The sequence below is a fragment of the Ruminococcus sp. genome, assembly GCF_024691275.1.
Classification (GTDB): domain Bacteria; phylum Bacillota; class Clostridia; order Oscillospirales; family Ruminococcaceae; genus Ruminococcus.
The window spans coordinates 1-16434 of record NZ_JAILNU010000106.1 but is presented as its reverse complement, the minus strand read 5'-3'; the positions used below and the strand labels follow the sequence as shown (position 1 = coordinate 16434).

Annotated in this window: 9 protein-coding genes; 1 reads left to right on the top strand and 8 read right to left on the bottom strand. The window is 42.4% G+C overall.

The features are described from left to right. The 8 genes from K6G33_RS12925 to K6G33_RS12890 all read right to left on the bottom strand — a co-directional run. The coding region (locus K6G33_RS12925) for a leucine-rich repeat domain-containing protein (RefSeq protein WP_296780212.1) at positions 1-2331 on the bottom strand (2331 nt) is incomplete at its 3' end. 83 nt (positions 2332-2414) lie between these two features. Further along, positions 2415-3938 carry a leucine-rich repeat protein gene (locus K6G33_RS12920; protein WP_296780209.1) on the bottom strand — a complete coding sequence of 508 codons (1524 nt, stop codon included), beginning with the start codon at positions 3936-3938 and terminating at the stop codon, positions 2415-2417. A gap of 132 nt (positions 3939-4070) precedes the next feature. Beyond that, entirely contained in the window at positions 4071-5507 is a 1437-nt protein-coding gene (locus K6G33_RS12915; protein ID WP_296780208.1) for a TrkH family potassium uptake protein, read from the bottom strand. A gap of 19 nt (positions 5508-5526) precedes the next feature. Beyond that, positions 5527-6885 carry a Trk system potassium transporter TrkA gene (gene trkA, locus K6G33_RS12910; protein ID WP_296780207.1) on the bottom strand — a complete coding sequence of 453 codons (1359 nt, stop codon included), beginning with the start codon at positions 6883-6885 and terminating at the stop codon, positions 5527-5529. A 190-nt stretch (positions 6886-7075) separates the two neighbouring features. Continuing rightward, on the bottom strand, positions 7076-7321 hold the full coding sequence (locus K6G33_RS12905; protein WP_296780205.1) for a hypothetical protein: 246 nt from the start codon (positions 7319-7321) through the stop codon (positions 7076-7078). Next, positions 7318-7977 (bottom strand): HAD family phosphatase, encoded by a 660-nt coding sequence (locus tag K6G33_RS12900; protein WP_296780202.1) that lies wholly within the window; start codon positions 7975-7977, stop codon positions 7318-7320. Before K6G33_RS12900 ends, K6G33_RS12905 begins: the two co-directional genes overlap by 4 nt. Before the next feature lie 317 nt (positions 7978-8294). Further along, positions 8295-9749 carry a glycogen synthase GlgA gene (gene glgA / locus K6G33_RS12895; RefSeq protein ID WP_296780200.1) on the bottom strand — a complete coding sequence of 485 codons (1455 nt, stop codon included), beginning with the start codon at positions 9747-9749 and terminating at the stop codon, positions 8295-8297. A 281-nt stretch (positions 9750-10030) separates the two neighbouring features. Beyond that, entirely contained in the window at positions 10031-11701 is a 1671-nt protein-coding gene (locus K6G33_RS12890; protein ID WP_296780198.1) for a BspA family leucine-rich repeat surface protein, read from the bottom strand. Positions 11702-12122: 421 nt separating this feature from the next. Between K6G33_RS12890 and K6G33_RS12885 the strand changes: the two genes are divergently transcribed. After that, entirely contained in the window at positions 12123-16058 is a 3936-nt protein-coding gene (locus K6G33_RS12885) for a cellulose binding domain-containing protein (RefSeq protein ID WP_296780195.1), read from the top strand. Positions 16059-16434 lie beyond the last annotated feature (376 nt).

The following is a 16434-nucleotide window of genomic DNA, read 5'->3' as shown; positions in this document are numbered from 1 at the left end:
AGGATTGCTTCCTATCTCAAGCTTAACCTTTACACTGGTTACGAAAGGAGCTGTAGTAGTGGTTGTTGTGGTAGTGGTAGTTGTAGTGGTTGTTGTCGTGGTTGTTGTCGTGGTTGTTGTAGTTGTTGTTGATGTTGTTGTGGTGGTGGTAGTTTTGGTCGTTGTTACCGTCTCATCAACAGTCATATCAAAATCAACAGAAACTGTTGTATTGTTCTCAGTATATTTAAGAGTCATCTTATATGTGCCTCTTACCCATGACTGATAATTGGTTTCCTTGATAATGCGCTGATCTTCCATAGAAACGACCTTTGAGACTGTTCTGCCGTCAGCTCCGACATGACCTATCTCAACCTTGCCGCCTTTAAGATCATACCACTCATACAACTTATAGTTCACCTTGTCAGGCAATGAAATTATCTTGATGAAAGCCTTTGCAGCCTGTGTGGTGGTCGTTGTTGTAGTAGTTGAAGTTGTAGTCGTTTTCTTGGTCGTTGTCGCAGTTGTGGTTGTTGTAGTTGTGGTTGTAGTTGTTGTTGTGGTGGTTGTTGTTGATGTTGTTGTGGTCGTTGTGGTGGTTGTTGTAGTGGTCGTAGTTATCAACTCAACGTTCAGAGTGGCTGTAGCCTCAGAACCGCCATACTCAAAACCAAAGATTATTTCATATAATCCTGCGACTAAATTGTTAAAATCATTCTTTAATATGCGGAGCTGATTCTCCTCATATGAGATTTTGGTCATCTCGACAGGATCAAGAACGACTTCTCTGGAAGTACCGTCGCTAAGATACTCGGTATAAGATCTCACCAGAGTACCGCCGCGGAGATCAAGGTTCTCGTATACTCCATACATTGTCTTTTGAGGCTCCTGCCCTATTTTAAGATGAGCTTTTACGCTCTGGACATAAGGAGCAGTGGTAGTCGTGGTTGTCGAGGTTGTTGTAGTCGTCGTGGTGGTTGTAGTGGTAGTTGTCGTGGTTGTTGTGGTGGTAGTAGTCGTAGTTGTTGTCGTGGTCGTTGTGGTGGTAGTAGTCGTAGTGGTAGTTGTAGTCGTTGTGGTGGTAGTAGTCGATGAAGTGGTTTTACTGGTTGTGGATACAGGAGCAGTTGTAGTAGTCTGCGTTGTTTTGTTAGTTGTCGAAGAAGCAAGCTTTGAAGTCGTTGTCGTTGTTGTTTCAGTTTTAATAGTAGTGTTAACTCTTACTTCTATCTTTGCTTTAGCTACCGAACCGCCGCGTTCATAACTGAAACCGATATCGTATTTTCCCTCACGGTCGCTTCTGAAAGAAGATGCATCTACACTTATCTGATGCTCAGAATAAGATATCTCCGTCATCTTGACAGCGTCTAAAATTACATCTTTAAATGTACCGTCGCTGAAGAACTCCGTATACGACCTGATGAGCGTACCGCCGCTGAGATCGAGCTGTTCACCGATAGCATAGTCATATTTATCGGGAAACTCGCCTACTTCGAGCTTTACTCTGACTCTGTTGATATAAGCCGATGTCGTACTTACAGTTGTTGTTGAATTGGTTGCAGTCGTATTTTTTGATGTACTATTAGCAGAAGAAGTTGATGTTATGATCTTTTTCGTAGTAGTCGTTGTAGGCTTCTTGGTAGTAGTTGTTGTGGTAGTCGTTGTTGTAGTTGTTGTTTTCTTCGATGTAGATGTAGTCACAACAGGCGGCTGACCGCTCAGCTGCTGGAAGTTATAGCCGTACTTCTTGGCATAAGTCGCCGCTGTTGAACCGGCGTAGCCGCTTATCGTACCATTATAAGTGCCCTTTCCGCCGCTTGAAGAATTACAGATCGTTTCCGATGATCCAACTATTCTGCACTTAGTATTGTTTATCGTCACCGATCTCAGTGATGAACAGTTTTTAAGCGAATCCCTGCCCAGAGTTGATACGCTTGCAGGGAGTTCAATAGAACCAAGTGCGGGACAGCCGTAAAAAACGTTCATTTCTATATCAGTAACACTACTGCCGATCTTTACCGAACTGAGATTTGCACAGCCCGTAAAAGCATAAGCTCCTATAGATGTTATGCCGTTTCCTATATCTACAGATGTTATCTGACTTCTGTATCTGTTCCACGGCACTTTGTCACTGGTTCTCCAGCTAACCATTTTACCTGTGCCAGTAATAGTCAGCTTGCCGCCGCTAAGCTCCCATTTTGCACTTGTACCGCAGTTGCCTGATTCGCCGACATTATTATCCTCCTGTGCTATTATCTGCGGCACAACCGCATCAGATATCGCCACAGGGTTTGTCAGACTTAATGAAATGCTCATTACTGCTGCCATTACCGCAGCTATTATTTTTCTCATGCATATTTCTCCATTTCCGAAAGCTGTATATCATAAAACAGCTTCAAATTTGTTCTCCCCTATGCATTCCCTATGATCAGACATTATTTTTTGGCGATAAAATCTGATAACGACTTCTTTTCCCCTTCCCCTGATAAAACATAAGCGTAATAAGAGAGGATAAATGAAGCGTCAGAAGAATCGACCTTTCCGTCAACATTTACATCTCCCGCAGTGAACTGGTCGCTGTCAAACTTTGAATTCTGATTTGAAGATACTCTTGCGTATTCTTCAAGCACTTTGCTCGCGTCAACAGAATCCACCATGCCGTCGTTGTTTACATCGCCGAGAGCATACTTTGGAGCTGCCGCAGCCTTTACAATTATGTCAAAGTGAGTTGATCCGTAGAGCTTTGAGCCGTCCTCATTTGTGACCTTTGCAGTTACAGGGTATGTGCCTGCCTTGGAAGTATCCACCTTTGATCTGTCAACAGTGATGACAAAGGTTTCCGATGCGTCGATAGTTGGAGTGAGCACATATTCCTCAGTGTAAACTCCGTTTTTAAAGTTTATATCCTCAAAATTGCGGAAATTTCCGCCTCTTGCGTTGAGCTGACCTTGCTCATATTCCGCATAATAATGGAATTTAGCACCTGTATAGTCAACTTTTTCGCCTGTTTTGTATTCTGTCTTTGTCGGAGCGTCAATAAAGATCGAAGCGAAAAATCTTCCCGAAACAGTTGTTGTCGGAATCAAAGTCGTAGTTGTGACCAATGTTGTCGTTGAAGTAGTCGGCTTCTTCGTTGTAGTTGATGTTGTTGTAGTAGTTGATGTAGATGTCGAAGTAGTCGGCTTCTTAGTTGTGGTCGATGTTGTTGTGGTAGTTGATGTAGATGTTGAAGTAGTCGGCTTCTTAGTTGTGGTCGATGTTGTCGTAGTAGTGGTTGTTGTAGTTGTTGTGGTGGTGCTTGTGGTAGTTGTGCTTATCGGAGCATCATCAAGGAGCCTGAAATTGTATCCGAATTTACTTGCGTATGTCTTTGCAGTAGAACCGCTTGCTCCGACGATAGTTCCGCTGTAAGAACCGATGCTGTTTTCCGAAGAATTGCATATAGTAGTTGTGCCGCCCACGATACTGCATTTAGGATTCATAAATGTAACGCTGTTCAGCGACGAACATTTAAGGAGCGCATCTCTGCCGAATGTCTTAACGCCCGCAGGGATAACAATAGAACCGAGTGAAGTACATAAAGCAAAAGCATTCATCTGTATATCCGTAACACTGTCTGAAATACTTACAGAAGTAAGGTTGCCGCACCCCATAAAAGCATACGCGCCGATAGTGGTTATACCGTTTTCGACCACGACAGATGTGATCTGACTCCTGTAGGCGTTCCACGGTACTTTACTGCTCGATAACCAACTTACTGTAGCTCCCGAACCCGATACCGTGAGCTTACCGCCTTCGAGCGTCCATTGTGCATTTGGACCGCATTTTCCCGATTCAGTCACCTTTTGTTCCGATATCACGCTGCCTGTGAGTTCAGTCCTTACCGCGCCGACAGGCACAGCCGTAACAGCAGACAGACAGATCGCTGTCGAAATGACAGCTGCTAAAAATTTTCTCATGTTGATTTTTTCCTCCCATTTTAATATTCCTACAGTATCCGAAAAAACTGTTCGGGCAGTAGTTTGCTCCTGATACTGCATTTATACATAAGACCTGCACTGCACTCCTTGCAGATACAGGTCTTAATAAACTTATCTCGTTCTCGGCACGAAGAGCATTATCAAAGGATATATCTCCAGTCTTCCGAGAAGCATATCAAAGCATAGAACTATTTTTGAAAAAGCGTTCAGACCGCCGAGATTTCCCGCAGGTCCGAATCTTCCCACGCCGAAGCCGATATTGTTCATACAGGTTATAACTGCCGAAGCCGACTCCTCAATGGTAAAGCCGTTGAGCGTTACCAGAAGAACAGATATACACATGAGCATGAGGAAGAGTATCAGGTAATTGCTCACGCCTCTTACAACGTCCTTCTCAACAGGCTTTCCGTCCATTTTTACAGTAGACACAGCACGGGGATTTGTGATATACTTCAATTCCTTGATGCCGGTCTTTATAAGTATGATAATACGTGACACCTTCATGCCGCCGCCTGTAGAACCTGCACATGAACCCACAAACATGAGTATGAGCAGCAGCGTCTGCGAGAATACAGGCCATTCCGCCGTATCCGTGGTGGAGAAGCCTGCCGACGTTATGGTAGAAGCTACCATAAAGAACGTGTGCCTGAGCGTATCTCCCACACCGTTATAGAGCTTGTGGACATTTACAGCGATTATCGCTGTCGCAGCGATGATAACGCCGAAATAAGTCCTCACCTCCTCGTTTTTAAAGGCAAGAGAGAACTTTTTGATTATAAGGTAATAGTAAAGATTAAAATTCACACCGAACAGTATAATAAATATTGCTACTACCATTTCGATGTAAGTGCTGTTGTAGTGACCGATACTGTCTCCCCACATCGAGAAGCCGCCTGTACCTGCCGACGAACACGAATGTATTATTGCATCATACAGCGGCATTCCTCCGCACATGAGCAGTATAGCCTCAGATACTGTAAGTGTGATATATATGCCATAGAGGATACGTGCCGTGAACCTTGACTTCGATACGAGTCGTCCCACCTTCGGACCTGCACACTCTGCGCGCATCATATGCATGGTACGCGAGTCGTTGCTTGACATGATGGCAAGTACGAACATGAGGACTCCCATACCGCCCAGCCAGTGGGTAAAGGCTCGCCAGAAAAGGCAGGCTCTCGACATAGCCTCAACATCGTCAAGTATAGTTGCGCCCGTAGTGGTGAATCCCGAAACGGTCTCAAAGAGCGCACTGGGATAGTCCTGTATTTCCCCCGAGATAACGAAAGGCAGTGCGCCTATGCACGACATGGTTATCCATGCCGCAGCAACGCTGACGAAGCCTTCCATTGAGTAAACTGAATTGTTCTTCGGCTTTCTTATCGTGATAACTATGGCTACAGCCATCGTTATGAGAAACGGTATGCCGAAGGACGCGATAACATGATCTTCCCCATAAATAAAACCTACAATTATGGGCAGAAGCATGAAAAGTCCAACGACTTTCAGTATCTGACCCACAATATAAGATATCATTCTGTAATTCATAAGACTGCCGTACCGCTCCTTAGTCAAAGATATTGCTAAGATCGTGCATACCCTTTGTGGTAGTGACAACAACAACGCTGTCGTTCACCTGAAGGCAGTCATCGCCCTTTGGTATGATGAGCTCATTGCCTCTTACGATACTTGCAATAAGGATACCGCTGCGGAGCTTGAGCTTTTTCAGCGGAACATCGACATATTCCTTCTTGTCGCGGATAACGAATTCTATAGCCTCAAGACGGTCGTTGACCAGTCTGTACAGAGTTGTTACACTGTTTCCGAGAGAATTCTGCTTAGCGCGTACATACTGCAATATCTGGTTGACGGTAATGGTCTTTGGCGAGATGATACTGTCAAGGTCAAGCGTATCGGAGAGCTGCATCAGCGACATCCTGTTTACCTTTGTGACGACCTTTTCCACGCCGTTGTTCTTGGCAAGGAGCGAAAGCAGGATATTCTCCTCGTCGATGCCCGTAAGAGTAACAACCGCATCAGCGTCGTATACTCTTTCTTCTCTGAGTATATCGTGATCTGTACCGTCAGCACAGGAGATATCCACCTTGTTGAGCCTGTCAGAAAGTTCAAGGCAGCGTTCACGGTCTATTTCGATTATCTTGACCTTTACGCCCATTTCAATGAGCTGCTGAGCGAGGTGATAGGCAACTCTTCCGCCGCCTATGAGAACAGCTGACTTTACACGTTTTTCACGGTATGCCGCACTGATGCTCTTGAAGAACTTGACCATATTGCTGTGTGAAGCGGTCATGTGTATCTTATCCCCTGCTCTGAGGACAAAATTACCGTTCGGTATAGTAAGCTCCTCACCGCGCTGTACTGCACATATGAGGACATCGAGCCTAAGCCGTCTTGAAAGCTGGCTGAGAGCCACGCCGTCGAGGATACTTCCGCTGGTTATGCGTATCTCGGCAAGATCGACCCTGCCCTTTGCAAACGATTCGATATTTATAGCTTCCGGATATCTGAGCACCTTTGCTATCTCGTTGGCAGCGTTGTAGTCAGGGTTTACCATCATACTGATACCCAGCTCCTCACGCATGAATACCAGCTGCTTATCGAATTCAGGGCTGCGGACACGGGCAACACAGTGACGTGCGCCCATTTTTCTTGCAATGAGGCATGAAAGAATATTCACCTCATCGGAAGTAGTTACCGCAATGAATATATTTGCTTTTGAAACATTTGCTTCTTCAAGAGTCTCCGTCTGAAGACAGTTTCCAACGATTCCCATAACATCGAAATCATTTGAAGCAGCCGAGACAAGAGCTTCCTTTTTATCAACAATGGTGACATTGTGTTCACCGCTGAGGACTTCGGCAAGAGCACTTCCGACCTTACCGCAGCCTACAATTATAATATCCATAAATCCTCCGTTGTAAAATATATTATCAGATCAGAAATTGAGCGGATATAATTACTCAAGATAATTATAATCCTGCCGCAGACTTTTGTCAATAGAAATAATATTAACGACATCAGAGAAAAAACTAATGTCGCCCTGTTCAAACTTTACAAATACAAACAAGGGACGCAAAAACGCCCCTTATTGATGTCTATTCGCCTTTATACTGTGCTTCGAGCCACTTTATCAGCTCGTCGAAGCCCTCCTGCGAATTCTCAAACTCCGCTTCATGTTCTATCTCAGCCTTCATTGAGCACAGCCTTCCGTGCCATGTCATGCACTTCAGCTTCTCGCCGTTGATGATCTTGTAAGCAAAATCGTCCTTGCTTCCCGAGAAATCGTTGCCGCTCTCGAAGTAATAGAACTTAGGTATCTCAAATATCTCCGAAACGCTCATTCTTCCATGTTCCTCTCAAAATATTCTATTGCCATATCGAGACTTTCATAGACTGCCGACAGCTTCGGCTTGATCTCCTCGTCCGGCTGCGTCATATCGGGTATCATGATAGCATGGCATCCTGCCGCATGAGCCGCTGTTATGCCGTTGGGAGAATCCTCGAACGCAGCGCAGACCTGCGGCGGAAGTCCGAGCTCCTTTGCAGCCGTAAGGTATATATCGGGAGCAGGCTTGCCGTTAGTTATCATGTCGCCGCATACCATTGCCGAGAAGTAGTCATACGCACCGATAGTATGCAGGTACTCCTCCGTCCTGTTGCTGGGAGTAGCCGTAGCAACTGCCATTTTTATGCCGCGGTCACGCAGATAGTCCAGCAGAGTGAACAGTCCCTTCTTTACTTCGATACCGTTTTCCTTTATGTACTCTCTCATAAGCTCTGTCCTGTGCGCACGGATATCCTCTGTAGGGCAGTCCTCGCCGAGAAAGCTTTTCAGCTTTGGTATGGAGTACTTTCTTGCCATACTGCGGATAGCGTAAACGTGTTCGGGCTTCATATCGTAGCCGTAGTCCTTAGCCGCCAGTATCCAGAATTTCAGATAGAGCTTTTCGGTGTCTATCATAAGACCGTCCATATCGAAAATAGCGCCTTTTAACATTATTTGCTCCTTTATGTAATATTGCTCAGTCGCAGTCACCGTACAGATAAACGTCCGAGAAATCGCGTTCGAGGAATTTATCCTTTTTCATTATCCAGAACAAGGGAGAATACTATGTAGGGGCACACATTGTGCGCCCATGTTAGTTGCTTTGAAAATTGCGAGCGGATGATATCCGCCCCTACAGTAGTTACATTACACGTTCAATTCTGAATTCCGAATTCCGCATTAAGATAATATCCGCCCCTACAAGATAATGGCTAATCAATTAGCAAGGGCGGAACGAGTCCGCCCTCACACCACTATATTATCATATATTACCAGTTTATCATCCAGTTATACATACCCTCGTACTGACGTGCAGAGCTGTTCCATGAGAAGTCCTGCTCCATAGCACGTTTCACCATATTGTCCCACTGTGGGCGGTGATTATAATAGATATGCTTAGAGTAGTTGATAACGCCCAGCATCTCGTCGCCGTTGTAGTTAGCGAATGAGAATCCGTTTCCTGTGCCGTCGAACTCGTTGTACGGCTGTACGGTATCCTTCAGACCGCCTGTTTCGCGGACGATCGGCAGAGTACCGTATCTGAGGGCGATGAGCTGGGTAAGTCCGCATGGCTCAAACAGTGACGGCATAAGGATAGAATCCGCAGCCGCATAGAGCTTGTGTGCAAGGTCATCGTCATACAGGATATTTGCAGAAACTCTCTCCGGATACTTCCACTGAAAATGCCTGAACATATTCTCGTATCTCGGGTCGCCTGTACCGATAACGACGAACTGGGTATTCTCGTCGCAGATGCGCTCCATAGCGTAATTTACGAGATCAAGACCCTTCTGGTCGGTAAGGCGTGAGATAATAGCGATCATATACTTGTTCTTATCAACAGGAAGCCCGAGCTGTTCCTGCAATTTCATCTTGTTCTCAGTCTTTTTGTCCTTGAAGTTCTTGGAATTGAACTTTACAGGTATCTTATCGTCCTTTGACGGGTCAAATACCTTATAGTCGATACCGTTGAGTATACCTCTCAGCGAAGCCGACCTTGCGCGTAGCAGACCGTCGAGCTGCTCTCCGTAGAACGGATACTTTATCTCGTCGGCATATGTCTCGGAAACTGTAGTGATATAGTCCGAGTAAACAAGACCACCCTTGAGCATATTCGCATTCTGGTGGAACTCCAGCTTGTCCGCAGTAAACATATAATCAGGCAGAGCCGTATTAAACTTAAATGTATCAATGTCCCATACGCCCTGAAATTTCAGGTTATGGATAGTCATGATAGTCTTTGTGGAGCTGTAGAACGGATTCGTCGCAAATGTGGAGTGCAGGAACACAGGTATAAGTGAAGCCTGCCAGTCGTGACAGTGGATTATATCGGGACGGAATCCGATAACGGGCAGTATAGCAAGAACTGCCTTGCAGAAGAACGTGAATCTTTCAATATCCCATTTAAGGTCAGAAGAATACGGAGTATCACACTTGAAGTAATATTCATTGTCTACAAAATAGAACTTTATACCGTTATACTCATACTCCATGATACCCACATGGACACCGTCACTTCTCATGCCGTAGTCCATATAGAAATGGTGAACGTACTTGAAATCATTCCTGTACTTTTCAGGTATACAGGTATAATAAGGCATAATGACCCTTACATCGAACTGTTCCTTGTCGAGATACTGAGGAAGCGCACCAACAACATCAGCAAGACCGCCTGTTTTTATAAAAGGAACGCATTCTGAAGCAGCGAATAGAATATTGTTCATATCATATCTCCTTACCAAATTATTTGTTACAACCAATATATGTAACCTCACTTTATATTATATACTAATTTTGTTTATTAGTCAACACAAAAATATGAACATTGCACAGCGGGCAGAAACTCCGTTAATATCAACAATAGTATTAACGCAAATTTGTTCAGTCAGACAATGTCGAAAATTTTTTAACAGAATTCAGGGTGCTTTCCTCGGATCCCGCTCCATTATGCAGTACAATGATAAAAAATCGGCACAGTACAGACCATGCCGATATACTCATATAATTATTCGTGCTTTGGAACTATAGAAGATACTTTTCCGAGGAGATACTGCTGTATAAGCAGCGCATCTTCTGTCGTCACGCCGTCAGGACGTTCATATGAAGGTCTGCTTACGTCAGCAAGTTCAAGACCTTTTTCGGTTATATGGTGCTCGTCTGTTCCGTCAACACCATACTTGTCAGGATTCGCAAGACTTTGCATTATGATAACAACATCAGACATATCAACTCCGTTGTCGCAGTTTGCGTCGCCCCATACAGGGATCGTCTCAAGATCAAAGAAAGGGATATCGTATTTCTTTGCATATGCCTCTGCTGTAGAAGCTGTATAGCCAAAGATCCATCTTGTGCGCAGGGTTTCACGGACGCTATTATCAAATTCATAATTATCAGCTATATCGCAATCACGGCTGAAAATAACAATTTTATCAATTGATCCGCTAAAAGCTCCTTTGCCGATCTTTTCGACCGATTCGGGAATAATGAGTTCATTTGAAAAATACACATTCTCAAACGCACTATCGTCTATAAACTTTAATGAATCAGGAAATTCTATTTTTTCGATACGATCGACACTCTCAAATGCCTCTTCACCTATGGACTCAAGTGACTTTGATAACTTTATCTTTTTAAGGTTAGTACAATTTCTGAATGCAACATATCCTATCTCTTTTATCGTATCAGGCATTTCAACAGATGTTATCTTACCCCGTTCAAGAAAAGCTGCTCGTCTGATAACAGTAACAGGCTGGTCATTTACTTTCTCAGGAATTATTATCACACCCTCAGCATCTTTATCGCACAAAAAGAGCTCTGCGTGATCGCTGAATACTCTGAAAGACAGTACGCCTTCCTTTACAACAGTACTCTGCCTGTCTTCAGGAAGACCTGCCGCATAGTTTTCAGAAGCTGTAAGATATCCGGACTTACCTTCCTCGTCTACACGAGCATATTCCCTAAAATCGTTCTCCTTGTTGTACAGTGTTCCATTGCCGCCTTTGAGCGAATCACACTCGCTGAACATATATCTGCAATCTTCAAGGCTGTCTGTAGCCCAGCCTGCTCCCGCATATATCGTTTTCAGTTTTTTGCATTCCTTAAACATTTCATTCATATTGTGCACATAAAATGTATTGAAGCCTGAAAGGTCAATAGTCTCAATAGCAGAACAACCTTTAAACATTCCCGTCATCTGTCCCACTTTATAAGTATCAAGATCCGAAAGGTCAAGCGTTTTCAGACTTTTGCAATCTCTGAACAGATAATTCATATTTTTTACATTTGAAGTGTCCAGACCTGAAACGTTCAGCTCTTCAAGGTTCTCGCAACTGCCGAACATATACCCCATGTACTTTACATTGCTTGCATCAGCTTTGCTCAGGTCGATCGAAACAGCCTTAAATCCTGCAAACAAGCCTGTGCAGTTCTCAGGCAGAACTGTTCCTGCCTCAGCGATGACAGTTGTTGCTTTGTCGCTGTATTTTTTCACTTCATCATTATTGACATTTCCCCTCAGAGAAAGCGACCCTGTTTCTTCATTGAAGAATATCGTCTGTTCAGTCTGCTCTGCTGCAATCGCCGTAAAGCTCACAGGCGAATAGTTGTTTACTGTCTGTATTACCCCACACGAAACAGTTAGTGCCATAATTAATGCTGTAATTTTTTTGATTTTCATGACCAAGCCTCCGATATAAAAATTATATAGCTATAATATATCACTCTCAACGCACTTTGTCAAGCGCAGCATCGTGCGGCGCATATGCAATGATATATGGTTGAACCCCCGAATCAGTTCATGTGAGCTGATTTAATAAGTGGCAGCCAGGAGCTTCGTCAAAGTCACTCTGCTTATATAAATTTTATATACAAAGTTGCTTTTTCGCTCTCATTCGACCCCTAAACAGCACAGAATTAATATTAATTTGATAAACTGATATAATTATTGATACTTAATTAGTTCGATCCATAATTTATCATACTACAATATATAAAAAAATGAACGTAATGTTCATTTATTTTTGGTTATACATTAATGATTTGTCAAAAAATAATATGCTATACTGTAAATATAAATTTTTAAGAAAGGGGTATGGATAATGAAACATACTAATCACAAAAGGCTGAAAAGCATTGTCGCAGGATCATTGTCAGTAGCAATGCTTGCTCCACTAATCAACTCACTTCCTGTGCAGGCACTGAAAAATGATGTCAAGATCTATTCATATGATGATTTTGAGATTCAGTATCAGGTTACCGGAGAATGGAAAAATCATCAGAATATTATGGTAACCGTAATCAATAAAACTGATGAACCTATTTACAACTGGGCATTCAAGTACAACGCAAATGGCAAGATAGGCAAGATCTGGGGTGCCGAAACTCTCGATTGCCTTGATAATGAATATGTCATAGGCAGCGTCAACTACGACAGCAAGATCAAAAACAGCGTATCATTCGGTTATATTCTTGAATGCGATGACGAAACAGTCGATGTTCCCGAAGATTTTACACTCTGCACTAAAAGAGTCGATATTGACACAGGATATAGCATTGATTCAACTTTAAAATACGAATGGGCTGACAGTTATATCGGCGAAATTTCTATTACAAACACAAGCGAAGAACCAATTGTCGGCTGGCACCTCTCACTCGACAGCCTGAACAAGATAACAACTGTATGGAACGGCGAAATAATTGATTCAACTGATAACAGCTACATTATCGCCCCAGGTACTTATGGCTATTACATTGATCCCGGTGATACAGTAAAGGTCGGTTTTATTGCTGACAAGACAGATGATGCCGAATTCAATGTTGATCTCAAGAACGTTTCGGCAGTAGTACGTGACTGGTCATTCGATACGACACCCGACTTCACAGACCCCAAGGATACAGACGGAGATCTTCTCCCCGACGTTTATGAGAAGCACGTTTACGGAACCGATCCTAAAAAGGCAGACACCGACGGAGATAAGCTTCCTGACGGATATGAAGTTATCCCCCTCAAAACTAACCCTCGTGAAGCAGATTCAGACAACAACAAGATAACTGATGACAAGGAAGATTTCGATTCCGATAAGCTCACAAACCTCGAAGAGTACGAGCTTGGCACAAATCCATTTGTCGCTGATACAGATGAAGACGGTCTCAGCGACTATGATGAAGTCAAGAAATACGGAACCGATCCTCTCAAAGTAGATACTGATGACGATACTGTATGGGACGGCGATGAAATAAAGCTCGGACTCGATCCTACAGACAGCTCAGACGGCGGAACACCTGTTAAGCAGACTGTTTCAGAAGACGACCTTGAGATCAATGAATATAACGATGATTTCAAGATTAGTCTCGATCTTACAGCAAGCAACTATGTTCCCGATTATCTCGAACAGGAAGAAAGCCCCTATTCAGGTATCCTTTCTGATAACAGATCAATAATCGGAACTCCTATCAATCTTTCGTATACAGGCGGTACCATTACGGAAGGCACTATCAAATTCCGTATGAATGAAGAAACTGTAAACGGTTCTTCACATTACTTTGAAGGTTATGATGTCGGACTTGAACGTTATGGTGTTTTCGTTTATGATGAAGAAATAGGCACGATCATTCCTGTTCCTGCTGAATACGATGAAGAAAATCTTACAATTTCAATTGATGCTTCTTCATTTATGGGAAATCTCATGATAATCGACTATGAGGCTCTCATGTACGACCTCGGTATAGACCCAAGAGTTGAAGAGCCTGAAAAACCTGAAGTTATTGCTGAAGATCCCGATAAAACAGAAGAAGATTCCGACAAGCCCGCAGCTGAAGCTGAAGCTGCTGAGGAAACAACGGGATCCGAAGCTGTTGATGCTTTAGCAGCTGATATTGCTGATGACGAAGAAGCTGCCGAGCCTGAATCAGATGAATCTGTTGAGGAAGAATCCGACACTGAATACGCTTTTCTTGAATCAGAATCAATGATGTCTTCACCTGTTAAACTTGCAGCTGCTCCTAAAGCAGCTCCTCCGAAAGCAAGCCGTCAGGTCGATCTTGTTATCGTAATTGATACAACAGGCTCTATGGGCGGCGCTATCTCAAAGGTACGCACAAACCTTACAAATCTTATTGATAAGCTTCGTGACGATAATATCACACTTTACGCTTCAATTATTGACTTTAAGGATATAACCTGCGACGAACCGACCATACTTAATAATAATAACGGCAAACAGTTTTACAGTTCAATTGATGATATTAAATCTGCAATAAGCGGAATGAGAGCAAGGGGCGGCGGTGACGATCCCGAAACAGACGTTGACGGTCTCGGAATGGCTTGCAACCTCAATTACAGAAGCAGCGCCTCAAAATATCTGTTCCTTATTACTGATACAGGCTACAAGATAGACAATAACTACGGTTATACTTCATTGCAGCAGGTCGCTGACAAGCTTCACGAAAAGGATGTTATGACTAACATTATCGTTCCGACATCACGCTATTCAACATATGCTCCCCTTGTTTCTGATCCTGATAAGAGCAAGATCGACGTGTATTCTGATTTTTGCGATGCAATGTATGAGATCATAAGCGCCGGCAACGTTGATGCTGATACTGTTATACTTGGAAGCAATTTTGTAACAGGAAGCTTTAAAAGTAAACTGACATACGGCGGTCCTGAAAACTCCGATACTGACGGTCTTACTGACAGCGAAGAAGTTAACTGGGATTACATTGACCTTGACAAAACAACAGGTGTTTACACTCTCCCAAAATGGGAAGAACTCTGCAATAATTCTAAATTTATGAATCCTTATAAATACGGAAAAACAAATATATCGTTTTCAAAACTCAAGGATATTCAGGTCGTTCCTGCATATTCAAACCCATTTTCAAGCGATACTGACGGAGACTACTATCCCGATGATGAGGAACCAGTAAATGACAGAGCTATTCGCAACAATATGTATATAAACGATGCTGCTCTTAATGATTCCGAATATAATAAGGGCGAGAACTTTACAGGAGAAGAATCGGATAAGTACACAGATGGTAAATTCTACTTCTCTACTTGTGAAGGTCCTGCAAAAACACAGCAGAGATCATGGTATTCATTCATAAGAAAAACCAATACAACTTACTATTTTGATCTTAAACCTGAGAGTACATCTTTCTACAAATTTGACAGTGATGCCGCTCTTCATCGTTCAATCAAGATCACATACAAGAGTTGGGGAAAAACGAAAACGGTATCTCCTGAATCAGACGGAACTTATTTACTTGAAGGAGACACTGATTATACTATAAAGTTTTATACCGAAGCTGATTATAGCGGAACATATACTGATTACTCATTCACAGTTTCACAGGATAACTGGATATATATTCCTAAAGGCTATGGATGTTACCAAACAATTTCAAAATACTCTAATGCTGGATCATGGACATCTATACCTTTTAACAACGGCTACTATCTGACACAGGAACTTTTCTATGCAATAATCGGTGATCTTGTAGGATCTGAATTTGATCTCAATGCAACAGATGAAGTTAATAAGATCATGAGAGATCTTGGTTATTTGGATTCTCAATATGAAATAACTGGAAAAGAAGTGGCAGCAGTTGTTGTGAGTGACGTTATTCTTGTATTATCAATATATTCTTTAGGTGCAACAGCTGCGGCATCAGGAAGTGGTTATGCTGTATTATTCGCAACAAAAGCAAATGCAGCAAGTACTGTTGCAGGCATCGGTAGTATAGGTTATGATGTTGTATTCACACCACATATAGATCTTTTTAAGAAGATGCTTCATTTTCTTGAAAAGAAAGATATGGAAGATACATTAAAAGAATGTGAATCATCAAGTACAGGCAGATATGATATCGCTTGCTCTAATTATATCGGAATAGGATTAAATAATCTTTGGGAACCATGGACAACTAATGGCTATGTATACAAGTTTGATTCTTATCATGATGTACTCAATACAGAATTTTTAGATCCAAGCGATATAACTCGAATCGAAGATGCAATGAGTTGGTCATAAAAGTATTTCGGAGATCAATAATGAAAACCCAATATGAATATATTATCCTTTTGGCAATTTGTATTATTCAATCAATAAGCAATCTATCACTTTATATTGAAAACAGAAAAAAGCAGGATAATTCAAAAAGTGAGAAAAGACATTTAATACTATTTATTCTATTTACAATTCTTGCTGCTATTGAGATGTATTTTATTTTCACTTAATCATATAGCATATTTAATATTCTTCAAATTATGTATGCTAAAATAAAACTGAGCCAGTTAGCCTCAAAATGATAATAAAAAAATGAGCCACTAAAATAAAAATCCTGTATAATAAGAGAAAGAGCTTGTGTACAGGAGGAACAAGGAGCGGCAATAGCAATGGAGATCTA